General features: G+C 39.9%; 18 protein-coding genes and 1 CRISPR repeat array. Of the genes, 9 read left to right on the top strand and 9 right to left on the bottom strand.

Annotated features, from left to right (window positions below; translation table 11 throughout):
* Positions 1 to 126: 126 nt before the first annotated feature.
* Positions 127 to 1,083, bottom strand: a complete 957-nt coding sequence (glsA, locus tag HCR01_RS02460) for a glutaminase A (RefSeq protein WP_413773918.1) — start codon at positions 1,081 to 1,083, stop codon at positions 127 to 129.
* A gap of 818 nt (positions 1,084 to 1,901) precedes the next feature.
* On the opposite strand from glsA, the gene HCR01_RS02455 reads away from it, so the two are divergent.
* The 6 genes from HCR01_RS02455 to HCR01_RS02430 all read left to right on the top strand — a co-directional run bounded on the left by HCR01_RS02455 (position 1,902) and on the right by HCR01_RS02430 (position 8,664).
* Positions 1,902 to 2,987 carry a septal ring lytic transglycosylase RlpA family protein gene (locus HCR01_RS02455; RefSeq protein WP_193194141.1) on the top strand — a complete coding sequence of 362 codons (1,086 nt, stop codon included), beginning with the start codon at positions 1,902 to 1,904 and terminating at the stop codon, positions 2,985 to 2,987.
* Between the two features lie 203 nt (positions 2,988 to 3,190).
* Entirely contained in the window at positions 3,191 to 4,789 is a 1,599-nt protein-coding gene (locus tag HCR01_RS02450) for a bifunctional pantoate--beta-alanine ligase/(d)CMP kinase (RefSeq protein WP_193194140.1), read from the top strand.
* A gap of 758 nt (positions 4,790 to 5,547) precedes the next feature.
* Positions 5,548 to 6,150 (top strand): superoxide dismutase, encoded by a 603-nt coding sequence (locus HCR01_RS02445; RefSeq protein ID WP_193194138.1) that lies wholly within the window; start codon positions 5,548 to 5,550, stop codon positions 6,148 to 6,150.
* A 153-nt stretch (positions 6,151 to 6,303) separates the two neighbouring features.
* Positions 6,304 to 6,510 carry a hypothetical protein gene (locus tag HCR01_RS02440; protein WP_191758575.1) on the top strand — a complete coding sequence of 69 codons (207 nt, stop codon included), beginning with the start codon at positions 6,304 to 6,306 and terminating at the stop codon, positions 6,508 to 6,510.
* 101 nt (positions 6,511 to 6,611) lie between these two features.
* Positions 6,612 to 7,640, top strand: a complete 1,029-nt coding sequence (gene purM / locus HCR01_RS02435; RefSeq protein WP_193194136.1) for a phosphoribosylformylglycinamidine cyclo-ligase — start codon at positions 6,612 to 6,614, stop codon at positions 7,638 to 7,640.
* Between the two features lie 337 nt (positions 7,641 to 7,977).
* Positions 7,978 to 8,664, top strand: coding sequence for a PHP domain-containing protein (locus HCR01_RS02430; protein WP_193194134.1), 687 nt, complete (start codon positions 7,978 to 7,980; stop codon positions 8,662 to 8,664).
* A gap of 130 nt (positions 8,665 to 8,794) precedes the next feature.
* Positions 8,795 to 13,341: a CRISPR direct-repeat array (repeat unit 37 nt; unit sequence GTTTCAATCCCTAATAGGGATTTTTTGTAATTGAAAT).
* Between the two features lie 388 nt (positions 13,342 to 13,729).
* Here the strand turns inward: HCR01_RS02430 and HCR01_RS02425 are convergent.
* The 3 genes from HCR01_RS02425 to HCR01_RS02415 all read right to left on the bottom strand — a co-directional run bounded on the left by HCR01_RS02425 (position 13,730) and on the right by HCR01_RS02415 (position 16,165).
* Complete coding sequence (locus HCR01_RS02425) at positions 13,730 to 14,500, bottom strand: circadian clock KaiB family protein (RefSeq protein ID WP_193194133.1); 771 nt, start codon at positions 14,498 to 14,500, stop codon at positions 13,730 to 13,732.
* A 5-nt stretch (positions 14,501 to 14,505) separates the two neighbouring features.
* On the bottom strand, positions 14,506 to 14,775 hold the full coding sequence (locus tag HCR01_RS02420) for a hypothetical protein (RefSeq protein ID WP_193194131.1): 270 nt from the start codon (positions 14,773 to 14,775) through the stop codon (positions 14,506 to 14,508).
* Positions 14,776 to 14,854: 79 nt separating this feature from the next.
* Positions 14,855 to 16,165 (bottom strand): type IV pilus twitching motility protein PilT, encoded by a 1,311-nt coding sequence (locus tag HCR01_RS02415; RefSeq protein WP_193194129.1) that lies wholly within the window; start codon positions 16,163 to 16,165, stop codon positions 14,855 to 14,857.
* 725 nt (positions 16,166 to 16,890) lie between these two features.
* On the opposite strand from HCR01_RS02415, the gene HCR01_RS02410 reads away from it, so the two are divergent.
* On the top strand, positions 16,891 to 17,265 hold the full coding sequence (locus HCR01_RS02410) for a hypothetical protein (RefSeq protein WP_162398475.1): 375 nt from the start codon (positions 16,891 to 16,893) through the stop codon (positions 17,263 to 17,265).
* Between the two features lie 478 nt (positions 17,266 to 17,743).
* The gene (wecB, locus tag HCR01_RS02405; protein ID WP_193194127.1) at positions 17,744 to 18,862 is read left to right on the top strand and encodes a non-hydrolyzing UDP-N-acetylglucosamine 2-epimerase; all 1,119 of its coding nucleotides are present in this window, start codon (positions 17,744 to 17,746) and stop codon (positions 18,860 to 18,862) included.
* 73 nt (positions 18,863 to 18,935) lie between these two features.
* Here the strand turns inward: wecB and HCR01_RS02400 are convergent, their stop codons facing one another.
* From HCR01_RS02400 to HCR01_RS02380, 5 genes are all read right to left on the bottom strand, one after another.
* On the bottom strand, positions 18,936 to 20,324 hold the full coding sequence (locus HCR01_RS02400; RefSeq protein WP_320073072.1) for a sensor histidine kinase: 1,389 nt from the start codon (positions 20,322 to 20,324) through the stop codon (positions 18,936 to 18,938).
* A gap of 22 nt (positions 20,325 to 20,346) precedes the next feature.
* The gene (locus tag HCR01_RS40380) at positions 20,347 to 20,706 is read right to left on the bottom strand and encodes a hypothetical protein (protein ID WP_193194125.1); all 360 of its coding nucleotides are present in this window, start codon (positions 20,704 to 20,706) and stop codon (positions 20,347 to 20,349) included.
* Positions 20,707 to 21,332: 626 nt separating this feature from the next.
* Positions 21,333 to 22,775, bottom strand: coding sequence for a glycogen synthase GlgA (gene glgA / locus HCR01_RS02390; RefSeq protein WP_193194255.1), 1,443 nt, complete (start codon positions 22,773 to 22,775; stop codon positions 21,333 to 21,335).
* A gap of 140 nt (positions 22,776 to 22,915) precedes the next feature.
* A complete protein-coding gene (hemC, locus tag HCR01_RS02385) occupies positions 22,916 to 23,887 on the bottom strand; it encodes a hydroxymethylbilane synthase (RefSeq protein WP_193194123.1) in 972 nt (323 codons plus the stop codon).
* Positions 23,888 to 24,150: 263 nt separating this feature from the next.
* Positions 24,151 to 24,573, bottom strand: a complete 423-nt coding sequence (locus HCR01_RS02380; protein WP_193194253.1) for a lysozyme inhibitor LprI family protein — start codon at positions 24,571 to 24,573, stop codon at positions 24,151 to 24,153.
* Between the two features lie 187 nt (positions 24,574 to 24,760).
* Here HCR01_RS02380 and HCR01_RS02375 point away from each other — a divergent pair, with 187 nt between their 5' ends.
* Positions 24,761 to 25,732, top strand: coding sequence for a YegS/Rv2252/BmrU family lipid kinase (locus HCR01_RS02375; RefSeq protein WP_193194121.1), 972 nt, complete (start codon positions 24,761 to 24,763; stop codon positions 25,730 to 25,732).
* The last annotated feature ends 23 nt before the right edge of the window (positions 25,733 to 25,755 follow it).

The raw sequence follows: 25,755 nt of genomic DNA, 5'->3' as shown, positions 1-25,755 counted from the left end.
TCAAGAAGTCGGGAATCTTGTTTATACAAATAATTGTTAATAGTGAATATTGAATCATAATATTTAGACGCTCAGCTAAGGGATATCAAGAATGGGGCAAGTTGTCAGTTAAAACAGTTTTTATCTCTATTTCCAGTCTTGACCTGAACATTCAAATAGATGTAAACCTAATTGTTGGGAAAGTTCTTCACATACTTTTACTCCCCGCACACTGTTACCACGCGCATCTAGCGGCGGTGAAAACACCCCAATCCCCATTTTATGGGGTACAACAGCTATAATCCCACCACAAATACCACTTTTTGCTGGAATACCAATTTTGTAAGCCCACTCACCAGCAAAGTTGTACATCCCACAGGTGTACATAACACTGAGAATATCTTTGATGTAACGTTTATCTACTGCCTGTTTTTTGGTGATGGGGTTAATACCTCTGTTAGCAAGGGTAGCCGCCATTACAGCTAAGTCGTGGCAATTTACCATCACAGCACACTGTTGGAAATATAAATCCAGCGCTTCTTCAATATTTCGGTCAATCATGCCAAAGTTGAGCATCAGGTGGGCCATTGCTCGGTTGCGATGTCCTGTACTGCGTTCTGAGGTAAAAACTGAGATATCAACGAATACATCGCGGCCAATGTATCGCTGAAACATATCCAGCATCCGGTTGAGGCGTTCTGTTGCACCAGACCCCTTGATTAAGCTGGTAGTAGCGATCGCTCCTGCGTTTACCATTGGATTATAAGGTCGCTTCGATTGCTCATCAAGAATAATCGCGTTGAATGCTTCTCCCGTTGGTTCTACGCCAACTCTCTTCAAAACCTCAACCTGTCCATGATCTTCTAAGGCAAGTCCATACGCAAACACCTTGGAAATTGACTGAATGGTAAAGAGCTGTTCGTAATCCCCGATTTCGTAAACCTGACCATCTACGGTAACAATACAGATGCTAAATAATTCAGGGTTTACTTTTGCTAGTTCAGGAATGTAGTTTGCTACTACACCCTCTTGCAATGATTTGTATTTGGAATGCAACTCTTTAAGAATATCTAGTAAAACTATTTCTAAATCTCCTTGTGCCATGAAGCTAACAGCTTGCTCTAAATAAATCATACTTTAACCCACTACTGCGAGCGAATAACAATGCTTGTATTTTTTGATACGCCATAAAATCAATCCACAAGCGTCCATGAAACTTTTCTAATTTTTTCTCATGTTTTTACTCTGATGGTGAAAATAAGTGTTGACTATTTTTTATACTCAGCAATACTTAAAGGCGAAGTTATATATATTGCTAAGTTTGCTACGAACACTGAGGATGCAACCTATGGTTAACGTGGCTAGATAAAACTTAAAAAAAGAGAGTAAACTCCAGCTAATTTTTCTAATTACCTTATATGTAAATCTTGTAATGCCTTATTTATAGGTTAATGTGAAGATTTCATGAAATAAATAATTTTGGGTATTTATTCCGATGTCTTTTCAAAAAAATCAGATTAACTTTATAAGGTGAATAGTAAAAATTCCATGTTATTTAGAATACATACGTAGTGGAGAGCCTTGTAGATATTTGTGGACAAGGCCACATGAGTTTTATGTACAACAAATATTAAGTTTTGAAAAGATTTTTTCGACTTGTCGAAAAAAACGTTACATAGCTAAAATCCGCACTTGGGAAAGGTTTGACCCTTGCGATCGCAATTTAATTTTGGTAAAGTTACCAATACTTACGCTAAAACCCTGATCCCCAAGCCAAAAGGTTCGTGTTAGTCTGTTGCAGTTATAAACAAAAAGTGAAAACGGAACGAGTTCGAGTTTTAAGGGAAAAAATCACTCTCACTGGTGAAAAATCTCACGAATTATAAAACTTCAGCTCTACAGTCGCTTTAAAAAACGGACGCATGAATCAAAGATATTTGTGGACTATTGTCGCCCTGTCTCTGGCTGTTTTGGGAATACCCTCAGTCGGTTGCACTGAAACCACCAAGGTAACTACGCAAGCTTCTCAGAAATTACCTGCCACTGATGTGGTCAAAGTGGGAGAGTACCAATCATCAGCAGGGAAACCTACCTCGGATGCTGTGATTACAGAAATTCATCCTCACAACATTGGAGAACGTAAGGCGGCAACCCTTTTTATCAAAAATATTCCCGTTCTAACCTTTTTAGGTTCTGCACCAGATACAAGTAGTGAAACTAAAAAAGTTGGTGAAGTTGGAAATACTGGGGGCGTACAATCGTACGCCCTTATTGCTAGCAACTCATCACAGGCGATGAATATTGGGAATATTGCGAGTGTTGACAATGACCCGGTTCAGAGAGCAGGTGTACTAGCAGCTAAAATTAACGATCTGGCCAGGGACAATGTAGACGCGAGTAAAATTACTGTAAGTTGGACAGGGGACAAATCGACCACTAATCAAGCTCAGAACAAGAATACCTCTGTTCAACAGCAGGCTGGCGATCGCTACACGATCAAAATCAACAGCGAAAAATTGGTGGAAATCAACGAAGATACGCGACTCGCAAATACCACCACCACCAAGGATCTAGCACAAGATGCATTGCAAGCCACAAACCGGATGCGGAGACTCCTAGGCAATGCATCTCCCTTAAGTGCAGTTGCTAACTTACCAGTACGCCTACCATCAATACCAAAATTCCCACAAGAGATTGCCGTTGGAAGAGTGCGAATGAACTTCCGGGGCATGGCTTCCTTTTACGGCTACGATGGTTCTGGTAATAAAACTGCTAGTGGTCAGAGATTCAATCCAGAAGGAATGACTGCTGCCCATCGTAGCTTACCTTTTGGCACAAAAGTCCGTGTTACCAACACCCGCAATGGTCGTTCTGTAGTGTTGCGGATTAATGACCGAGGCCCATACATTCGAGGGCGCATCATTGACGTATCTACTGGTGCAGCTCGGATTTTGGGAATGATGGGCAGTGGTGTAGCACCAGTGCAAATTGAAGTCTTGGGAAGATAATTATTCGGGACTAGGGACTGGGGACTGGGTACTGGGGCATTAGTTAGTCTTTCTTCCCCTACCTCCCTTACTCCCCTCTCTACCTTGTCTGTTTACTAATCCCCAATCCCCAATCACTTAATTCCCCTAGTTCAAACATCTCTTTCCCCCATTTCAGATATAAACTAACTGGGAAGAGGCTCAAGAAGAACTAGGGGTATTTTGTGCGCCTGCTGACAACAGTCGCAGCTTTACGCTGCTATTTAACTAAACACTGCTTAGAAAACAAGCTGACTGTGCCAGACGATCTGGTGCTAGATGAGGTGAGTAGCCGCCAACAGACGGCAGTTGGTCTGGTGCCGACGATGGGAAATTTGCATCAAGGTCATTTAAGCTTGATTCAACGGGCGCGGCAAGAAAATTCTACGGTGATTGTCAGTATTTTTGTCAATCCCCTGCAATTCGCTCCCAACGAGGACTATCAACGCTATCCCCGCACTTTAGAGCAAGATCGACAACTTTGTGAACAAGCTGGGGTAAATGCAATTTTTGCACCTACTCCGGAAGAAATGGTAGTTCCCCAGAAGAGTATACAAGAATCAGAGGTTACACAAGTTATCCCCCCATCTGCTATGATAACAAGCTTGTGTGGTCGTTCTCGGCTAGGTCACTTTCAGGGTGTCGCTACGATTGTGACCAAACTTTTCAACTTGGTACAGCCTGACCGAGTCTATTTTGGTCAAAAGGATGGTCAGCAATTGGCAATTATTAAACGGCTTGTGGCTGATTTAAATTTGCCAGTAGAGATTGTTGGTTGTCCAACGGTGCGAGAAGCGTCGGGTCTGGCCTTAAGCTCTCGCAATCAATATTTGACTGCAACAGAAAAAGAGCAGGCGGCGGTGTTATATCGCGGTTTGCAACGAGCTGAAGCGGCATTCAAGGCAGGCGATCGCAATAGCAGCAAGTTGATAGCAATGGTACAGCAAGAAGTAGCAATGGTCAGCAAGGTCTTCGTGGAATATATTGAATTGGTTGAACCGACTACGTTGATGACTTTAGAAAAAATTGAGGAGGAAGGAATGCTGGCGATCGCAGCTCGTCTTGGTTCTACACGTTTGATTGACAATACCATCTTGTGCGATCGCCAGCCCATCATCGCTATTGATGGCCCAGCTGGTGCGGGAAAATCTACGGTGGCTCGTCAAGTGGCAACGGAGCTAGGTCTAGTGTACCTAGATTCAGGAGCAATGTACCGCGCTATCACCTGGCTGGTGTTACAAAAGGGTATTGCCATTGATGATGAGTGTGCGATCGCTGAATTAGCCAATCAATGTGAAATTCAACTGATTCCGAGCGAGGATTTACAATCTCCGGTGCGGGTTTGGATTAATAATATTGATGTTACGCAAGCAATTCGCAGTATTGAGGTGACATCCAATGTATCCGCAGTATCAGCACAAAATGCTGTACGTCAAGCACTCGTTACACAACAACATAACTGGGGTAAAAAAGGTGGTTTGGTTGCCGAAGGACGAGACATAGGTACTCACGTGTTCCCCGATGCCGAACTGAAAATCTTCTTAACCGCTTCTGTTAGTGAACGCGCACGCCGCCGCAAGCAAGACTTTAATAAACAAGGTCAACCCAATGTCAGTTTAGAACAGCTAGAGCAGGACATCGCTGAACGTGACTGGAAAGATAGTACTCGCAAAGTTTCACCCTTGCAAAAAGCAGCCGATGCCATTGAACTCAAAACCGATGGTTTGAACGTGTCCGAAGTCACCGCACAAATTATTAACTACTACCACGAACGCTTATCTTAGTGGTAATAACTGCGATTTGCTATTAACTTTTCAGGAAAACAGGGTGGTGAGTGAGCAAATCACTCACCATCTATAAAATAGAGCATTCAAGGACAGTATGCGCTATTTTTGCAATTAGCTATTTTCTGTTTGTTTTTAAATGCCGCATTTTAATAAAAATAGAATAATTTAAGTCTTAATACATCTGACTAAAGACCTATTTAAACATTCCATTTAAATACCACTAAAGATGGAAGTCCTAAAGCTATATAATCAGCTAGATAAATTGGTGTAAATCAAAGTACAAATCCGCATTGATAAATCGTGTGGTTGTCCGAATGCCAGTTGTTTACAAGTGTGAAAACATGTACTTAGTAGATTGATTTAGCTTCCCATGTGTCCGCATCTGCCATACAAGCTAAAATCTACCAGCATGGACTACCACCATAATCCCCCCTTGTTAAAGGATGATTAAAAAGAGCCATGTAATTTAGTTTATGAGTTTGAGGACGATATACTCTGAATCGTTAAATGCTAATTGATTATTGGACTCAATCTCTAAAGTATTAGTTGTTTTTATTTATAATCATCAATCCCAAGGGATTTGACTTATTGCCAAAGTACTTTGTTTTAATCTTCACTTTGGTAGTAGAATGACGATGTTAAGTTTTATATCCTTGCATTTTAAGGATATGAAACTTCCGAACACTAAACCTGCAATTTCCTAAGCTTTTGTAATAGCTTTAAACTGGAAAACAGTAAAGAGAGGATTTCACAAAATGGCATTTAAACAGCCCCCCCTACCCTTCGACTTTAATGCTTTAGAGCCGTATGGCATGAAAGGTGAGACTTTCGAGTATCACTATGGCAAGCATCATAAAGCTTATGTAGACAACCTGAACAAGTTAACTGAAGGTACGGAACTTGCTGATAAGTCTCTAGAAGAAGTAATTCAAACTTCCTTCAAAGACTCCTCTAAAGCGGGAATCTTCAACAACGCGGCTCAAGTTTGGAACCACACCTTCTTTTGGAACTCCTTGAAGCCTTCCGGTGGTGGCGCACCCACAGGTGATCTCGCAGCCAAGATTAATAAAGACTTTGGTAGCTTCGATAAATTCAAGGAAGAGTTCTCTAACGCTGCTGCAACTCAGTTTGGTAGTGGATGGGCTTGGTTGATTGATGATGGCGGTACTCTGAAAGTGATTAAGACACCGAACGCCGAAAATCCCCTAGCTCATGGCAAAAAGGCACTCCTAACATTAGACGTTTGGGAACATGCTTACTACATTGACTACAGAAATGCTCGTCCAGCGTTTATCAAGAATTTCTTAGATCAGTTGGTAAACTGGGACTTCGCTGCTGAAAATTTAGCCAAAGCTTAATTGGCAACCAGTTGTAAACTGGTTGTAACAGTGGCTTTTACTAAGCTTAATAAAGCGTAAACAATTAGTTAATTTATCAATGTTGCCAGCAGTCACGACTAGTATCGTGGCTGTTTTTGATTAGCTGAGCATTAAAAGCAAAAAATAAAATATATGGATAGCGAAGAACTAGCGCAATACATCGAAGCAACAAATAGTATCTCCAAGCCTTGGCTATTAGTGCAACTACGCCTTAAGAAACTGCAAGAGCGTCGAGCCTCCTTATCAGAAGATATCTATGCCGAAGAATTAGAAGATATTTACCAAGACTTGATGAATTTGGGTGAATGGTGGCGAGGTATTGAAGATGAAGTATTTTAGTAAGTCAAGAGTCAGCAGTCTATTATCCAATTTTAACCCTAGACTCTAGACCCTAGACCCTTGACTATTGACTATTGACCATTGACCATTGACTAACTTTTATGGATTATCGGGATGCAGGCGTTGATGTTGAAGCTGGTCGAGGCTTCGTAGACCAAATTCGCAATTTGGTTCACAGCACTTTTAGACCAGAAGTAATTGGTGGACTGGGTGGTTTTGGTGGCTGCTTTCAACTACCAGGGGGTTTTAAGGAACCAGTGTTGGTTTCTGGTACGGATGGTGTGGGTACAAAGCTCAAAATCGCTCACATCCTTAACCGTCACGATACCGTTGGTATTGATTTGGTGGCGATGTGCGTAAACGATGTACTGACATCGGGCGCAGAACCGCTGTTTTTTTTGGATTATGTGGCAACAGGTAAGCTAGACAAAGAGCAGTTAACTCAGGTGGTGGCGGGTATAGCCTCTGGGTGTCAGCAGGCGGGTTGTGCCTTGCTGGGAGGAGAAACGGCAGAAATGCCTGGTTTCTACCAAGTAGGTGAATATGACTTGGCTGGTTTTTGTGTAGGAATTGTGGAAAAAAGCCGGATGCTGGATGGTTCCCAAGTACAAGTAGGGGATGTAGCGATCGCTCTTGCTAGTACAGGTGTACACAGTAATGGTTTAAGTTTAGTACGAAAGATTGTTAGCGATCGCGGGTTTTCTTGGAGTGACCGCCCAGAATCTTTAGGTGGTGAAACTATCGGCGAAACTTTCATCAAACCCACCCGTATTTACGTCAAACCTGTTTTAGCAGCTCTACAATCAGGGTTAGACATTCACGGTATGGCTCACATCACAGGTGGTGGATTGCCAGAAAATTTGCCCAGATGTTTGGGGAAGGATCAGGCGATTAAAATTGATCCTAGTAGTTGGACTATCCCCTCTGCATTTGCATGGCTAGCTGAGGTTGGAGCGGTCAGTCTCGATGCCATGTACAATACATTCAATATGGGAATTGGATTTGTATTGCTGGTGCCACCCCATCAGGTAGAGCAGACAATTACCCACTTTCAATCACAGGATATTCCTACTTATGTAATTGGTGAAGTCATTACTGGTTCGGCAGAATTGGTAGGATTACCCGTGTAAAAGATAATCTTTACACATTAAAGTAGAGCTTTGCTTGAGGCTTAGTAGAGATAATAACTCTACAAGCCTGAATTTTACTCAATTATTCAGCAAATGTAATAGCAAAAATTATAAGTAGCTTGAACGATATTTTTTACTAAGCCTTATAAGAGCAATCGAAAATGCTCATGACCGTCTGCGTTTAGATTTGCTAACGTAGTCTTAACATATTGAAAAATTTTGCTCATGAGCCTGAGAAATTAACTGCCAACACTAATTTAAAGTGCTGGTTATCTCTCATCTGGTAAGTGTGGATGTTGGTGTCTTAAAAATTACGTATTTTTCTTCAGAGGGGGTTATGGCTGTAAATTTTGCCCGGACTACTGCTTCCACAGAACTTTTGAAGCAAGTATTCCAGAGCATTGATGCACAAAGTTGTCCGAGGTTATTTAACTTTCACATGCACACGGTCTACTCGGATGGAAGATTGCAGCCGAGTGGATTGATGGAGCAGGCGATCGCTATTGGTCTAAAAGGGTTTGCGATCACTGACCATCATAGTATTGCTGGCTATCAACTGGCACAAGCTTGGTTGGAAGACTGGAAGTGGAATAATCCTGGCGAAAGCACTCCTCACCTGTGGAGTGGCGTGGAAATCAATGCCAACCTTTTGGACATAGAAGTTCACATTTTGGCTTATGCTTTCGAGCCAGAACACCATAGTATAAAACCTTATCTGCAAAGAAAAGCTACTACAGGCAAAGAATATCAGGCAAGTAACGTGATTGCGGCTGTTCATCAAGCTGGAGGATTAGCAGTACTTGCTCATCCAGCTCGGTACAAGCGATCGCATTTTGACTTAATTCCTGCTGCTGCCCAAAAAGGTATCGATGGTGTTGAAACTTTCTACGCCTACAATAATCCTAACCCTTGGCAACCTAGCGCTTTGGAATCACAACAAATGCAAAAGTTAGCTGATGAATACTCTCTTTTCAATACATGTGGCACTGATACCCATGGTTTAAGTCTACTACAACGGTTGTAAACCATAACTTTGATCGCTTCAGATGATTGAGGGTCAGGTTCGAGAATCAACAACCCCCGATTCATAATAGAAACCTGTGCCTCAACTTTCTGAATAGAGATTTTGGGTAATTGGAATTATTGCGCTTCTAGTTTCAATCCCTAATAGGGATTTTGTGTAATTGAAATCGGTAGAATTGGCATCCACGCGCCACAAAGTAGCGTTTCAATCCCTAATAGGGATTTTGTGTAATTGAAATACTCTTATAGTTCATAGCTCTGGGCTTTCTCTTCTTGTTTCAATCCCTAATAGGGATTTTGTGTAATTGAAATCTCGTTTGGTTTATTTTGTCACATCACAGCCACAAGGTTTCAATCCCTAATAGGGATTTTGTGTAATTGAAATTGATGGGGGTATTAAGAGGCGTGTTGTTCCTCTTAGTTTCAATCCCTAATAGGGATTTTGTGTAATTGAAATTCGATCGCTGCCAAATTGAAATCTGCCATCTCTTAGTTTCAATCCCTAATAGGGATTTTGTGTAATTGAAATTCCGCAAGGGGAGTACGCCAATAAAAGGTATTGTTTCAATCCCTAATAGGGATTTTGTGTAATTGAAATTCATTGATCTTTGCGCCAATTTCAGCAATGGTCAATTCGTTTCAATCCCTAATAGGGATTTTGTGTAATTGAAATGCTATCAACAAAATCCTTAGAAACACTTTACAGAGTTTCAATCCCTAATAGGGATTTTGTGTAATTGAAATATATTTACTCCAACATCATCACAAAATTTTATAATGTTTCAATCCCTAATAGGGATTTTGTGTAATTGAAATAACCCGGGTTTGTGCCACTGACTCATACAGCTTCAATCCTTGTTTCAATCCCTAATAGGGATTTTGTGTAATTGAAATTTGTTGAGCGTGTTGCTTTTTTTGGGCAAGGGCTATCTACACGTTTCAATCCCTAATAGGGATTTTTTGTAATTGAAATGAGATTTGATAGCACAGTTTGGCAAGAGAGCAAAAGTTTCAATCCCTAATAGGGATTTTTTGTAATTGAAATCCAGCAGTGAGTACACCAAGTGGGCTAGGTTGAATGTTTCAATCCCTAATAGGGATTTTTTGTAATTGAAATCTTGAAACAACAGGCTTGTTTGATAAAGGAAAAATACCGTTTCAATCCCTAATAGGGATTTTTTGTAATTGAAATAAACTACCACCTAATTCTTCTCTTAATTTATTTCTTGTTTCAATCTCTAATAGGGATTTTTTGTAATTGAAATTCTTCTGTGCGGCTGCTTGTTGTTGCTGGGCACTGTGTTGTGTTTCAATCCCTAATAGGGATTTTTTGTAATTGAAATGTGCAGCCACTCCCAATCGTGTAGGTGCTGTAGTTCGCTTAAGGTTTCAATCCCTAATAGGGATTTTTTGTAATTGAAATCCCACATCTGTTGAGAATTCCTGATTGTAGGTCTGTTTCAATCCCTAATAGGGATTTTTTGTAATTGAAATCGATTATTTAATTCTTAAATCATTAGAAAAAGGAAGTTTCAATCCCTAATAGGGATTTTTTGTAATTGAAATATCTTAGTATCAACTTGAGTTAGTAATTCTACAAGTTTCAATCCCTAATAGGGATTTTTTGTAATTGAAATCAAGCGGCGATGAGCGACAATCGCAAGATTTTCTTAGTTTCAATCCCTAATAGGGATTTTTTGTAATTGAAATTTGCGTGTTCCCACAACATGATACAAAACTACGTTTCAATCCCTAATAGGGATTTTTTGTAATTGAAATTAAAGTGGCTTTGGAAACTATTGCTTTTGATGCTGTTTCAATCCCTAATAGGGATTTTTTGTAATTGAAATCCCAATATGATTTTGCCTACTTCTCTGGATATGTGTTTCAATCCCTAATAGGGATTTTTTGTAATTGAAATGCTCACACTTCGACCTTGTGCGTGAGCAACCATTTTTGTTTCAATCCCTAATAGGGATTTTTTGTAATTGAAATAAATTCTCTGGGTGGAGTTCACGCATCTTCATTAACACGTTTCAATCCCTAATAGGGATTTTTTGTAATTGAAATCTTTATGTATTCCTGCTACAAGAATCGCGTTTATTGTTTCAATCCCTAATAGGGATTTTTTGTAATTGAAATGGCAGAATGTCAGCTTAGCTATGCGCTACGAGTCTGTTTCAATCCCTAATAGGGATTTTTTGTAATTGAAATAACAGATGATAATGCGATTGATGTTAAGGTAAACAAGTTTCAATCCCTAATAGGGATTTTTTGTAATTGAAATGTGGGGTATTAAGTGATATAGGACACGATTTTAGTTTCAATCCCTAATAGGGATTTTTTGTAATTGAAATGTGTTAAAAATCTCAAACGCCATTTGAGGTGAGTGTTTCAATCCCTAATAGGGATTTTTTGTAATTGAAATCTTAGCATTCGTTCCGAAATTATTGAGGAGGGTGTTGTTTCAATCCCTAATAGGGATTTTTTGTAATTGAAATCGAAGGGATAAGTACGTCTAAGCTTGCAGCAGAAAGTTTCAATCCCTAATAGGGATTTTTTGTAATTGAAATGAGCATTGAAGTTTGTTTGAGTAAAGATGGAGCAAGCAGCAGAAAGTTTCAATCCCTAATAGGGATTTTTTGTAATTGAAATGCTAAATTAGCAGTGTTCAGCGCTTTATTAAAATGTTTCAATCCCTAATAGGGATTTTTTGTAATTGAAATCTAATACCATAAGCTTAAAAGCTGGAAAGCTTAGATGGTATTTGTTTCAATCCCTAATAGGGATTTTTTGTAATTGAAATCTAAATCAGTACACACAGCGTAATCAACAACTTTCCAGTTTCAATCCCTAATAGGGATTTTTTGTAATTGAAATTCAACATACGCACGGTCTGGGCTAATTGTAAACATGTTTCAATCCCTAATAGGGATTTTTTGTAATTGAAATGGTAATGTCAATATATAAATCACCATTGTTACCTAGTTTCAATCCCTAATAGGGATTTTTTGTAATTGAAATAAACCAGTTAATGTATCAGTCAAGTTAGTTACTGAGTTTCAATCCCTAATAGGGATTTTTTGTAATTGAAATAATAGAATCAAGACCGGGATACTAGGCAATTGGTCGCGTTTCAATCCCTAATAGGGATTTTTTGTAATTGAAATTATTGGAGATAGACCACATAGTAAGAAAAAATGGTTTCAATCCCTAATAGGGATTTTTTGTAATTGAAATTTAGCAATGAAGTACTTTAAAAAGGAAGATGGTAGTTTCAATCCCTAATAGGGATTTTTTGTAATTGAAATCATTAATGCCTCCTCGTCTACAAGTCTCGTACCCGTTTCAATCCCTAATAGGGATTTTTTGTAATTGAAATCTATGCTACACAACTAGCTTGCTACTCTTATTCAATGGGTTTCAATCCCTAATAGGGATTTTTTGTAATTGAAATTATTCAGATACCGGAGATTCCGGCTCCGTAAATGTTTCAATCCCTAATAGGGATTTTTTGTAATTGAAATTAAGCACATAACCAAGCAGCTCGTCATGTACAGTAGCAGTTTCAATCCCTAATAGGGATTTTTTGTAATTGAAATTTTCTTTCTTAACTATAGACGCTATTTAACAAAAAGTTTCAATCCCTAATAGGGATTTTTTGTAATTGAAATTCCCGGTAACGCGGCTTATGGTTCGGATGGTATAGTTTCAATCCCTAATAGGGATTTTTTGTAATTGAAATTTTACTTTCTCCTCTGTTTCTATATTTATAATATGTTTCAATCCCTAATAGGGATTTTTTGTAATTGAAATTTCCTTCCAGGTATCCAGTGGGGGTGGAAATGTTGAATTCGTTTCAATCCCTAATAGGGATTTTTTGTAATTGAAATGCTATTTGTTTATTCTGGTACGTGACTTTCTTTAGTTTCAATCCCTAATAGGGATTTTTTGTAATTGAAATGTACCTGTCTTTAATCTTGCCTGAGTACAGCTTAGTAGTTTCAATCCCTAATAGGGATTTTTTGTAATTGAAATATTAGCCTGCCAATAAACGACTTTCAGCCATACGTTTCAATCCCTAATAGGGATTTTTTGTAATTGAAATTCTATAATGTGCCCACACAGATGGAGATAAAGGGTTTCAATCCCTAATAGGGATTTTTTGTAATTGAAATATAGTATCAAGAGGCTTAAGTTTTATACCTTTGAGTTTCAATCCCTAATAGGGATTTTTTGTAATTGAAATAATTTTTACAACAATACAATCTTCATAAATTGTGAGTTTCAATCCCTAATAGGGATTTTTTGTAATTGAAATTCCCAGATAAGTATCTCAAAGCTAGAGATATTGAAGTTTCAATCCCTAATAGGGATTTTTTGTAATTGAAATCTAGTGTGCGTATTTTGCTAGGGCAAGGCACTGGGTTTCAATCCCTAATAGGGATTTTTTGTAATTGAAATAGGTAGGGGAAGCGGTGGTACTGGGTACATAGTAGTTTCAATCCCTAATAGGGATTTTTTGTAATTGAAATAATAGATAAATTAATCGAGTTAAGGAATCCAATAAGTTTCAATCCCTAATAGGGATTTTTTGTAATTGAAATAAGAAAAAGCGAATTTGTAGTACGATTTTTACCCGTTTCAATCCCTAATAGGGATTTTTTGTAATTGAAATGGCAGGATTCTGAAACCCTTGCCGTATTTGGTTTTCAAGGTTCTGTTGCGCGAATGTAGAAATCATAACATAAGGTATGGTAGTTGTGCTAAATGCAAATGCCTAAAAGCTAGTCTAGATAAGGTGCGCGGATAGTTTCAAGATTTTCAAGATGCGATCGCAATCAATTTCTTACACACAAGGGAATTCAGCCATTTTCTTGTCGCCACTTCCCTAACACCTACCCATCCGCGCACTCAGCAAAAAACTAGTCTGATTGCAAAGCATATCATCAATCAGCTTAGCTAACTTTGGAGCAATGCCTACGGCGTTAAACTACGCACTCCTCACAACCGAAGCATGACCGAGTTAATTGTCGCATCTGACAAATTAATAGTCTTAATAAAATTTAAAGTTTTTCTTTAGTAGCTAACATGTGTAAAATTTTCTCCACATGATCTAAATCGCCAACAATTCGCCGAATCGGGTGAGGCCAAACTTTGACAAGGGTAGGAGTTGCAGAAACTTGATTGATTTCTGCTTGTTCTGGATTAGTTAAAACATCAATGACTTTCAAAGTATAAGGGTGTCCAAGCGATCGCTCCAACAGTTCGTGCAGATTTTGAAGGATGCGTTCGGTAGTTCCACTATGCCCTGCAACAAACAAGCGCAGGACATAGCCTTGTGTTGTTACTTGCTCCTTTTGGGCGGTTATTACCGGTTGATGGTATTTTGGTACTGGTTCGGAAAGGTCTAAGCGCACAATTAAATCATGGTCTTCCCAAAGTTGCGGGAATGAGGAACGATAAGTTGTTAACACCATGCGATCGCACAACCCATCTTGCCAGGGAGCGGCTTGCCATACTAGCTCTTTTGTGCCAAAAATAGCGTTAAGCACGGACTGATGTCTGATTACTGCCGGATAAGCTTCAGCAAAAGTTCGCACTCGTTGGCTACGCGGATCTAACCAGTGGTCAATAGTTGCTGTATAGCAAGGCACTAAAAAATGTGGTGGCTCTGGTAAGTCTAAGATTTCTTGCAAAGCATTACACAAATGCAAATGCCATCGACCTTGCTTGCTAGGGTCGATACAGTAAATCAAATCTCCTCCAGGAGTAAATAGAGCAATGCCTTTGAACAACTGGGGTTTAGATAATTTGTTTGTTGTCAAGTTATTCACGGAGGCTAGGGAACTAAAAGTAAAAAGTAAAAAATCTGTCTTTTACCTTTTACCTTAGCTATAACGGCAACCAGGAACATAAAAATATTTACGATTGGGGCATTGGGTATGGGGAAGCCACTGCGGTCTTCTCCCTTCTGGTGCGTCGGCTCCGCCAACGGCATGGCTTCTCTTCGAGACGCTGCGCGTAGCTTGTTTAAGCGCAGGGGTACGCTTAGAGCAAGTCCGCGAGCGTCTGGGGTTCCCCAAGTGAAGCAAGTGGCGTCATGGGGCATGGGTTATTCTCTTTATCCCCCAACCGCCTTGGTCAATAAACTCATTGCCCCTTGTCCTCAATCCCCAGTCCCCAATCCGTTAAACTCGACCTCGGAGAAATTGCGCCATTTCGTTAGGAGTTGGTGACATTTCCAAAGCAGTTTCTTCAGTGATGCGCCCATCTTGATAGAGATTGAGTAACGACTGATTCATCGTAACCATGCCGTCAAAACTGGCTTGCTTCATTAGCTCGGTAATTTCATCATACTTACCGTCTTTGATCCATTCTTTGATTGCCTCAGTGTTAATGAGGACATCGTGGAAAGCAGCCCGCTTGCCATCAGTTGTACGGCACAAACCCTGAGCAATAACTGCTACTAAAGACTCAGAAATTGCTACCCGCATTGCATCCTGTTCCTCACCAGAGTAAAGATTCAGAATCCGTTCAATGGTTTTTACAGCGCTATTCGTGTGTAGGGTTCCCATTACCAAGTGACCAGTTTGAGCAGCTTTGAGGGCAGTATTGACCGTTTCTTTATCACGCATTTCCCCTACCAGAATCAAATCTGGATCTTCCCGCAAAGCCGCTTTCAAAGCGTTGTCAAATTTCCGGGTGTGCATTCCCACCTCCCGCTGTTTGACTAAGGACTTGCGGCTTTGGTGGACAAATTCTATTGGATCTTCAATGGTGATGATATGCTTAGCCATCTCTTTATTGATGTAGTCAATCATCGCTGCCATTGTCGTAGACTTACCAGAACCAGTAGGCCCAGTCACCAAAATTAAACCTTTATGGTTATGGCAAATATCCCGAAAAACTGTAGGTAATCTCAACTGTTCCATAGTCAAGATTTTTAGCGGAATCAACCGTAACACCATTGCTGGCCCTTTGAGAGAGCCAAAAACATTAATCCGCACGCGAGCAAAATCATACTGAGTCGCTCCGTCAAATTCTAGATGTTCTTCAAAGCGCTGAATTTCCGCTTCGGTCATTACCTCTCGCAACCAATTCATCAAAGTCTCTTTATCCGTTTCTGGATAATCCGTTGGTTGAATTTCTCCTCGGTTGCGAAAGCGGGGTACTTCACCTACACCCAAGTGAAGGTCAGAATATCCTTGATCGTAAGCTTCTCTGATTAACTGCGCCAAAGTAAGTCCCGTACTGCTGTTTTTGGAACGAGATGTAGGCATTGGTGGTGGACTACCCGGACGATGAGCTCCAACAGGTGTGGAAGCTGGCGGTGGCGGTGGTGCAGAGTTAATAACAGGAGTGTTGGTACTCCTATCAATTGACATATCCAATGTTTGTGTAAACTGGCGCTGTGTACTAAACGTTGGTGGTGGCGGCGGTACTGGCGGCAAATTACGGCTAGCAGCATTGGAATTTAAGGGATGCTGTGATTCTGTCATATATCTTAAAATTTGGCTGATAGTAAAGTTGAGTTACAAAGAAGTCATTTTTGTTGAGGACTTCTGGAGAATGCTTGTGTGGACGCTCTATGGACGGTAAAAAGTAATCGGAATTCTAGAGCCACGGTCAGTCTATTTCATTCTCCTCCACTAGTATCTTTTTTTCTTTAACTGCCACTATCTAGTAGTCTTATAAAAAATATTTCACTCGTATAACCTTGTTTAACATACATAAGACCTTAAAAAGCCTCAGTTATTATACTTTAGCAAAAAGTGCTTTTATATACTTAGATTTTTATTGTTAACACTTCAACTTGTTAGATGAGAAATTTGCTTCAGATAAAAACCAAAAATTGCTAGCAATTAACAGCATAGTCAGCGGCAGATAATTTTTTTAGCCTATTTATGAATTATGAGAAGTTCTACTCTTAGTTATAAGAAATGTTAAGTTGGGCGGAAATAAAGTGCTGACGATAAGCGTTAAAAGCTAATGACTTTTAGCTTCTATACCTCAAGACAGATGCTAAAAACTAGCTGTTTAAATATATGTGAACTTGAGTTTACATTCATAATTACGAAAGATTAACTGTAAACTTTAGTAAATAAATGCTCATTTTCTCTATTGGTTTTTATATACTGAATTTCACTTGAAGAAGTTCAGTTTGCTCGTAAAAAGCGAGATTTTACTGAAATTACATTTGCTGTGTATTTTGGGAGGAAAAGTCATGGTTTCGGCTCAAAGCTCTAATCTAGGAAAGACCTACTCCTTATTAAAGGTCAAAAGCTTTTTGATCTGGACTTTCACGTTGGCAGTATGCTTGTTGGTTGTCGGTTTCCCCTTAGTTGTGTTGATGGCTACGGTCGGATGTCTGTTGTCGATTGTTCTACAATCTGTGATGCCTGTTAGTGCTGTTTTGCTCGTAGCAGGTGGTTTAATAATGTTCAATGTCATGGCAGTTGTCTTTGCTGCGGGTGTGCTAACTATTAAGGGTGTTCATCCTAGTGAAGTCAAATGGTTAAGCTGGCTTCATGGAGAGGCAGACCAAATGCAGACTACTGTTTATGCCGCTTGTCCTTTAACTTGTGATATCAAAATGTAGTTATCACTGCTAAATTCGATAAACAGTGCATCTGCCCGGTTAAGCCGGGTTTTTTCATGCTTATTTGTAATTTGTAAAGATTAGACCTATTGCATAAATCCCTAAAGTATGATTTTGAGCAAAGCGAAACTGGCTCCCCAATACCCATTGCCATAAGCCCGATTTTCAAAGTTTTCTGTAAGGTGGGCATTGCCACCAATATCTTAAATGTATATTAGATAAACTTTTGTAAGCAATGCCCACTCTACGATTTGTCGTCTAATCATTTGAAAAGCGCTGTAAATTTGAATTTTTTAATTACAAATTACGTTAGTGTACCTCTACGGTGAAGCAAGTTACACACAGCGTTTTTTAGAGAAGCGGGGCGTAACCTATTACGAATTGGTGAACGTTGTGATCTGAACGCATGTTGCATCCAAACAAGAACTGCTATATTGGCTCTTGACTAATCACTAAAATAACTAATTACTAATGGCTAATGACTAACCAAAAACGAGTTTGCATTATTTTGGGTACTCGTCCAGAAGCAATCAAACTAGCTCCGGTGATTCAAGTTTTCCAAAAATCTACAGATTTTGAGTTGAAAGTAATTTTAACTGGACAGCATCGAGAAATGGTTGAGCAAGTCATGCAATTGTTCAATATAAAGGCAGATCATGACTTGGAGATTATGCAGGCTCAGCAATCCTTAAGTGATATTACCTGCCGTAGCTTGCGAGGTTTAGAAACATTATTCCAGGAAAAAAAGCCAGATTTAGTGCTGGTGCAGGGAGATACTACCACAGCTTTTGCCGCAACTTTAGCAGCTTTTTACCAAAAAATCCCTGTAGGTCATGTAGAAGCAGGGTTAAGAACTGATAATATTTTTAATCCTTATCCAGAAGAAGCTAATCGGCGGTTAATTTCTCAACTCACTCAGTTGCACTTTGCGCCAACTTCTTTAGCTATGGAAAACTTGCAACGTTCTGGTGTTTTGGGTGAAATTCACCTAACAGGTAACACGGTGATTGATGCACTGTTGAATGTGGCTGCAACTCAACCAGCCTGCAATATACCAGGTTTAAACTGGGACTCATATCGCGTTCTGCTAGCAACAGTACATCGTCGAGAGAATTGGGGAGAACCACTACAAGCGATCGCTCAGGGGTTTTTACAGATTTTAGATAAGTTTCCAGATACAGCATTGCTTTTACCATTACATCGTAACCCGACAGTGCGTGAACCTTTGCAAGCGCTTTTAGGAAATCATCCCCGAATTTTCTTGACAGAACCTCTAGATTATGGAGAACTAGTAGGAGCGATTGGGCGATCGCATCTTTTGCTCACCGACTCTGGTGGATTGCAGGAAGAAGCACCCAGTCTTGGAAAACCAGTGTTAGTGCTGAGAGACACCACAGAAAGACCGGAGGCTGTTGCAGCAGGTACAGCTAAACTTGTAGGAACTACGAGTGAGAAAATTTTTGCCCTCACTAGTGAGTTGCTCAGTAACTCAGCTGCTTATGAAGCAATGGCAAATGCAATTAATCCCTTTGGTGATGGTCATGCAGCAGAGTACATTTTGGAAATTGTGCAAAATTACTTATTAGATCTTGACTAAAAAATATTATTTTAGGTCTAAATTATCTGTCATTTGAGTTATGCGATCGTGTAAAGCTAATTAGATGTAAAAGTTAGTTTTTAATCTTCACAGGAATCTCAATCACAAACTCTGCCCCTTGCCCTGGAATAGAAATACAGCTAATTTGTCCGCCATGTTTTTCAACTATAATTTGATAGCTGATTGATAAACCTATTCCAGTGCCTTTACCTACAGGTTTAGTAGTAAAAAAGGGGTCAAATAACCTGGAACGCACTTCTTCGTTGATTCCACAACCATTATCGGCAATACTTATTGCTATCCATTTGTTATCAAGTGCCTTGGTGCGAATGTGAATTGTCGGTAATAGGTAGTTATATTTTTCTTCTATACTACCCGTAACCAGTGACTCATTAAAACTTTGTAACGCATCAATGGCATTGGCAATAATATTCATAAAGACTTGATTGAGTTGGCTGGGATAGCATTCTATTAAAGGTAATTGACCATATTCTTTAATAACTTTGATTCCTGAATATCCTTGTCTAGCTTGCATACAGTGTTCCAGAATCATTAAAGTGCTATCAATACCTTCGTGAATATCGATAGTTTTAACTTCTGCTTCATCTAAACGAGAAAAATTTCGCAGTGACTTAACAATCTCGCTAATTCGTTTTGTTCCCACTGTCATGGAATTTAGAATTTTAGTTAGGTCTTCAGATAGAAAATTTAGTTCAGTTTCTTTGATTAATTCTTGAATTTCCTCTGGAGGATTTGGATAATAAGCTTGATAGCTTTGGATTAAATTTAGTAAAATCTCGGTATATTGTTTAGCATAAATGAGATTACCATGAATAAAATTTACAGGATTGTTAATTTCATGAGCAATACCAGCAACTAGTTGTCCCAAACTAGACATTTTTTCAGTATGAACTAGCTGGATTTGAGTTGTCTGAAGCTTGTCTAAAGTTTTTTGAAGGTGGGCGTTTGTTTGTTCAAGGCGATCGGATTGACTGATGGTAGATTGCTCAGAAACATCCAATAACTGAGTTAATGTTGCAATTTGTGAGTTGAGATACTGAAAGTTATCATTTTTATTTGTTGCAATTGAAATTTTATCGTTCATAACAGTTTTATTATGCTTAGTAAAAATATTTTCATCCTCAAAAGGTAGGATTGCCATTTTTACATTTAATGCTAGTGGTTGCAACAAATCGACAGTTATCCGAGGAATTACTACTCTCAAAAACATGAGAATTACAAACATATTTCCCGATGGTAATAATCCTCCAAATCCAACCACAGACTTTATATTAAATGGGATTACAAACGATGTTTGTGAAGGGATGTAGGGGCTACCCAAGGCATCGGGAATATAAAAGACGTTATACATCCGTTGTTCTAAATCAGTTAATAAATTTGCATCTGGTTGTACTACAGTGCCGAGATTTAACCCTAGTTGTTGGATAAGTTGAAAAATCATTGGTATGCGAGCGATCGCCTCTTCATTTGCTAGAGGAATTGCCGTGTCCCCCAGATTTGTGCCGCGAGTTCCATTCTGGTAGTTCCCCAGCAGTTGCTAATAAAGTTAAGCACTTGAGACTATCATCTGGTAAATGATTACCTAACTGACTTTGTGCATATTCTTGCAATTCTGATGTTAGTTCGATGTACGAGTGAGTTTTGAAAAAACGGATAAGTACCCAGGCATTTTTACCAGATTGCTTATCAATTAAATTTTCATAAAGATGTTGGATAATATAATTGCTAGCCTCTTCCATACTGTTAGTTTTATTGCCTAAATGACGCAGAGCTAAACCGCATTCTGACATATCTCTTAAAGTAAATTTTTGCAAGTCATACATAATAGACATCTCCTGAATATGCATGAAGGGGATGATGACGAAGTACCAGATCAAGCAAGGACACGTAATTATCAAAACCCCTAATTTAAAGTTATTCCCACATAAAACAGTTGTATTTCATACAAGACTGACTTAGGGAATTGAGGAGAAAGCCTTACTAAAGCTTCTTGAAACTGATCTTCGATATAAATTTTAGGTAATATGACAATCTTGAAAGAAATATATTGTGTTATTGATTTCAGCAATTTTGCTGCTAAGATAATTTGTATTTTTTTAATTTTGATCTAAAACAAGAACTAGTGATGCTAGATGCCATATTTATTCAGCGAGTTCCAAATTTGCAACCCGCGTCTTGACTAATATTCAGAAAATCGATTTTGCAAGGACTATTTCAATACGGTTCGGATAAGCATACTGTTGCTTAAAAATACTAGTTGGGAAAAGGTTAATGGGGAAGGGTTAAAGGAAAAGAGAAACACCTTATCCCTTAACCGAACTATATTGAGAGCTATTTGGCTCATCAAACTTACTTTCATGAAAAGCGATCGCGCCAAAAAAAACTCATGATTAGCATGTTCGAGCAATGCTATCATGAGCCATAAAAATATCTACTTAATTTAGGCGATTTAGGATTTGCTACTAGTTACTGCCTTGTTTAGCACTAACTCTGGTTGTGGTGTTTGCTCCTCTTCTTCTGGTAAGCCGTAAATTGACCTGTACAACTTCACATATTGCTTAGCAGACTGATACCAGCTAAAGTCTTGGCTCATGCCGCGTTTTTGTAATTCTTGCCACTGGGGTTTGAAACGGAAGCCTTCCCAGGCACGGATCATACAGGTAAAGAGGTCTAGCGGTTCATAGCGGTCAAAGCAATAACCGGTGCCTACTTCATTTACGGGGTCGTAGTGCGATACGGTGTCCACTAATCCGCCTGTACGGCGAACAATAGGTACTGAACCATAACGTAAAGACATCATTTGGCTAATACCGCAGGGTTCAAAACGGCTAGGCATTAAGAAGGCGTCAGTACCAGCGTAAATCCGGCGAGACAAGGCATCGTTATACAGTAGGTAAGTCGCCATGCGTCCGGGAAAGCGAGATGCTAACTGCCACATTTGGCTTTCGTAGTAGCGATCGCCTGTTCCCAAAAGCACAAATTGTGCATCTGTATAAGCCATGAAGCGATCGAGGATTTGCAATATTAAATCAATGCCTTTTTGTTCCACTAATCGCGTCACAATTCCAATTAAAAAGGCATTAGAGTTAACTTCTAATCCTACTTCTTCTTGCAAAGCAATTTTATTAGCTCTGCGTTTATCTAGAGTATCAGCAGTGAAGGTTTGGGCAATATATTTGTCATTTTCTGGATTATAAACTTCGGTATCTATGCCGTTAATAATCCCAGATAATTTGCCGCTAATAAAGGACAGCAAACCTTCTAATGTTTCACCATAAGTAGGTGTTTTAATTTGCTCAGCATAAGTTGGGGAAACTGTATTTACCTTATTAGCATATTGCACCGCAGCGGCCATTGTATTGTGTCCTTGCATATACCAAGGACACCAGGTAATTTTCTCCAAATACCAACGCCATGGCCCTTGATAAGCCAGGTTATGAATGGTAAAAACAGTGGTGATATCAGGATCTTGATGCATCCACACAGGAATCATTCCTGTGTGCCAATCGTGGCAATGGATAATTTCCGGCTTCCAGTGATTCCAGGCAAATTCAGCTGCACCATTGGCAAAAAAGGTGAACCGCCAGTCTTCATCTTCTCCAGAGTAAATGCGGCGGGGCAAAAAAACGGGATGTCCAAATAAGTACAAAGGAACATCAGTACCAGGTAAAACTGCTTCGTAAACAGCAAAGTCCTGGAACATAGCAGATCCCCGCCAGACGGGTTCTTTGGGAATTTCCATTTTGTCTGGCAGGAAACCGTAGTAAGGCAAGAATATTCGTACATCATGCCCCATTGCTCTTAAGAATTTGGGTAATGCCCCAACAACATCACCCATTCCGCCTACTTTCGCAATGGGTGCTGCTTCTGCTGCAACAAATAGAATCCGCATGGTAATTTTTGCTTCCCCGGTTCTGCCTAATATTGTCAAAGTAACTTCACGATCCTGCTCAACGCGAGCTGTCGCGTCTAGCACACCTTTTGTGCAACGGCGATCAATTCTTATCTAACCACATCTCCTCGCCCTATAGCCTAGGAACCCCGCTGAATCACAGCAAAGATTTCTGCCAAAATTTCTTCTGCTCCTTGTTGGCGTAACAGATGTGCTAGTTCTGTACCTACGGCTTCGGCATTGTTGGCTTCTCCAGTGACGGTATCTTTTACCATCTTTTGACCATCAACACTGGCGACTATCCCCGTTAATGTCAATTTATTACCAGTAATTTCTGTATTTACACCAATAGGTACTTGACAACCACCTTCAAGATCGCGCAAGAATGCTCGTTCGGCGAGACAGCGATCACGTGTTTGGGGATGTTCGATCGCTTTGAGTAAGGAGATCAATTCGCTATCATCAGCACGGCATTCAATACCTAAAGCTCCTTGTCCAACGGCATGGAGAGAGATTTCTTTAGGTATAATTTGGTGAACGCGATCGCCCATTCCCAATCGCTCTAATCCTGCTGCTGCCAAAATCAAAGCATCGTACTCACCTGCATCCAGTTTTGCCAAGCGTGTATTCAAGTTTCCCCGCACATCTTTGAAAGTAAAGTGAGGGAAGTAGTGGCGTAATTGTGCTAACCGCCGCAGAGAAGATGTACCGATTACTGCACCCTCTGGTAAAGTATCGATTTGTTTATCTTTGTGTTTTTCATGCACCACCAGTGCATCTGCCGGATTTTCCCGTTCTGTAATTGCTGCTAGTGTTAACTCTGCTGGTAAGTGAGTCGGTAGATCCTTCAAGGAATGAACTGCAAAGTCAATCTCCTTGTTGAGCATTCCCAGTTCAAGTTCTTTAGTAAATAGTCCTTTATCGCCAATCTTGGCTAAAGCTACATCCAAGATTTTGTCACCTTGGGTAGACATGGTGTGGACTTCAAAAGTGATATCAGGAAAGCTTTTCTGGAGTTGCTCTTGTACCCAGTATGTTTGAACAAGAGCAAGTTGGCTTTTGCGTGAACCAATACGAATAGTGCGTGTGGGGCTAGCAACAACTGAAGTCATAAAAAATTATGTCAAACCAGGCGATAAATTCACTCTCATCTAGACTACCGTAGTCAGTGACTCACCGGATTGCATTTGCCCAATTACAGTCAAGTTTATTTTTGTTTTTCTTTACATACTTTTACATTCTTTCTTATTACTCAACACTCGTCATGAGTTGCATACACCAACACTTATGAGAATGTATTTCTTTAAGAATTTTCACTCAGTACTCTTTACTCAGCACGGACTAAACGCCCCGCTACCGCACTTCAGCACTCGTCTTAAGGGTCGGATTTAAGATATTCCTGTAATTGTTGCGTGCGCTGTTTTGTGGTCTTTTCTAGGCAAGTAAAATAAACAGTAGGAATAATACTTCCACCTTCGTATCTGCTTTTTTCAAATTCACAACTAGTATCTCTAAACTTGATCCATGCTTGTTGTGCAGTAGTTAATTTCTGTCGCCTAGACCTTTCTAATTTTGGCAGTAGTTGCTGATAAACTTGATTCAATTTTTTGTCTGTATTCTGATAGAACAACTGAGTGCATCTATTAATTTCTGCTTGAGTTTGAGCATTATTGCAATTTAAATTTTGAGCAAAGAGGATCTCTGTTATATCTGGCGTTGTGCTTGTTATTGTTACGGCAGAGGTATCTAAACTGCTAAAAGTTAGTATATTTATAAAAACTAGTAATAACTGACGCATAGTAAAATTTATTTTGTAAGTATAAATAAAAGATACCAGCACATCTGTCACCATTGCTCTGTGCATCCGAAAGAGATTCCCACACTTTATAGATAAGCAAACCTGTCGTCAGATGGAAGTTGAAATTGTACAGGAATGCTAGGAATAGTTTGGTATTTTATAAATCTAAGCTTAATTTTCATACCTTATGAACCGTTCCGCCTGCCTTATCTTCAATCCAGTTGCGGGTCAAGGAGACCCAGAAGTAGAACTGGCACAGATTCGGGCAATATTAGAGCCAGAAATTGACCTGGATATTTATCTCACAACAGAAGAAATCGACGCTGACGCACTGGCTCATGCAGCAGTAGAACGGGGGGTAGATGCGATCATTGCTTCCGGGGGAGATGGCACGCTGTCAGCAGCGGCGGCGGCTGTAGTGGGTACAGATATTCCATTTGGGATTATTTCCCGTGGAACAGCAAACGCTTTTGCCACAGCTTTAGGAATCCCTGACACGATCGCAGGTGCATGTCAAACAATTTTGCAGGGAGATACTTGCAGCGTAGACGTAGCCTATTGCAATGATCAGCCAATGGTACTGCTTGCAGGTATTGGCTTTGAGGCTGAAACTGTAGAACTGGCAGATCGAGAAGCTAAGAATCGTTTTGGAATGATGGCGTACGTCCTAGCAGGAATTCAGCAATTAAGAAATTTAAAGACCTTTGATGTTGAAATTGAAACTGAAGACAAGATAATTAAAACTAGCGCCGTGGCAGTAACAGTAGCAAATGCCGCACCGCCAACTTCAGTCTTAGCTCAAGGTCCAGCAGGTTTGGTTTATGACGATGGGCTACTAGATTTGACAATCGTAGCTCCAACTAGCAAAGCCGGAGCGATCGCCGCGACATTCCATCTATTTCAAACAGCCTCAACGGGTAACGCCGCAGAACGTGATGATATTGGCTTTCTGCGAGCCAAACAATTTAAAATCACCACAGACCCACCACAAAAAGTTGTCCTGGATGGTGAAATCGCAGGCACAACTCCGATAGAAATTAAGTGCGTACCAGCCGGCTTGAAGATTTTTGTGCCATTAGTAGAAGAAATAGAGCCTACGGAAAAACTAAATGGACTTCCTAACCTGACTGTTGAAATGAAAGAGCCAGCGGAGGAGTGAGGAGAGTGCTGAGCGGAGTGGGG

Origin of the sequence: Nostoc sp. MG11, assembly GCF_014904695.1 — a bacterium.
Classification (GTDB): domain Bacteria; phylum Cyanobacteriota; class Cyanobacteriia; order Cyanobacteriales; family Nostocaceae; genus Komarekiella.
This window is presented reverse-complemented; position numbering and strand designations above follow the sequence as displayed.

What these genes read in the sequence shown, in the direction of transcription:
- glsA (WP_413773918.1), bottom strand. Translation starts at nt 1,083, where the DNA reads ATGGCACAAGGAGATTTAGAAATAGTTTTACTAGATATTCTTAAAGAG.
- HCR01_RS02455 (WP_193194141.1), top strand. Translation starts at nt 1,902, where the DNA reads ATGAATCAAAGATATTTGTGGACTATTGTCGCCCTGTCTCTGGCTGTT.
- HCR01_RS02445 (WP_193194138.1), top strand. Translation starts at nt 5,548, where the DNA reads ATGGCATTTAAACAGCCCCCCCTACCCTTCGACTTTAATGCTTTAGAG.
- HCR01_RS02440 (WP_191758575.1), top strand. Translation starts at nt 6,304, where the DNA reads ATGGATAGCGAAGAACTAGCGCAATACATCGAAGCAACAAATAGTATC.
- purM (WP_193194136.1), top strand. Translation starts at nt 6,612, where the DNA reads ATGGATTATCGGGATGCAGGCGTTGATGTTGAAGCTGGTCGAGGCTTC.
- HCR01_RS02430 (WP_193194134.1), top strand. Translation starts at nt 7,978, where the DNA reads ATGGCTGTAAATTTTGCCCGGACTACTGCTTCCACAGAACTTTTGAAG.
- HCR01_RS02420 (WP_193194131.1), bottom strand. Translation starts at nt 14,775, where the DNA reads ATGCCCCATGACGCCACTTGCTTCACTTGGGGAACCCCAGACGCTCGC.
- HCR01_RS02415 (WP_193194129.1), bottom strand. Translation starts at nt 16,165, where the DNA reads ATGACAGAATCACAGCATCCCTTAAATTCCAATGCTGCTAGCCGTAAT.
- HCR01_RS02410 (WP_162398475.1), top strand. Translation starts at nt 16,891, where the DNA reads ATGGTTTCGGCTCAAAGCTCTAATCTAGGAAAGACCTACTCCTTATTA.
- wecB (WP_193194127.1), top strand. Translation starts at nt 17,744, where the DNA reads ATGACTAACCAAAAACGAGTTTGCATTATTTTGGGTACTCGTCCAGAA.
- HCR01_RS02400 (WP_320073072.1), bottom strand. Translation starts at nt 20,324, where the DNA reads ATGATTTTTCAACTTATCCAACAACTAGGGTTAAATCTCGGCACTGTA.
- HCR01_RS40380 (WP_193194125.1), bottom strand. Translation starts at nt 20,706, where the DNA reads ATGTATGACTTGCAAAAATTTACTTTAAGAGATATGTCAGAATGCGGT.
- glgA (WP_193194255.1), bottom strand. Translation starts at nt 22,775, where the DNA reads ATGCGGATTCTATTTGTTGCAGCAGAAGCAGCACCCATTGCGAAAGTA.
- hemC (WP_193194123.1), bottom strand. Translation starts at nt 23,887, where the DNA reads ATGACTTCAGTTGTTGCTAGCCCCACACGCACTATTCGTATTGGTTCA.
- HCR01_RS02380 (WP_193194253.1), bottom strand. Translation starts at nt 24,573, where the DNA reads ATGCGTCAGTTATTACTAGTTTTTATAAATATACTAACTTTTAGCAGT.
- HCR01_RS02375 (WP_193194121.1), top strand. Translation starts at nt 24,761, where the DNA reads ATGAACCGTTCCGCCTGCCTTATCTTCAATCCAGTTGCGGGTCAAGGA.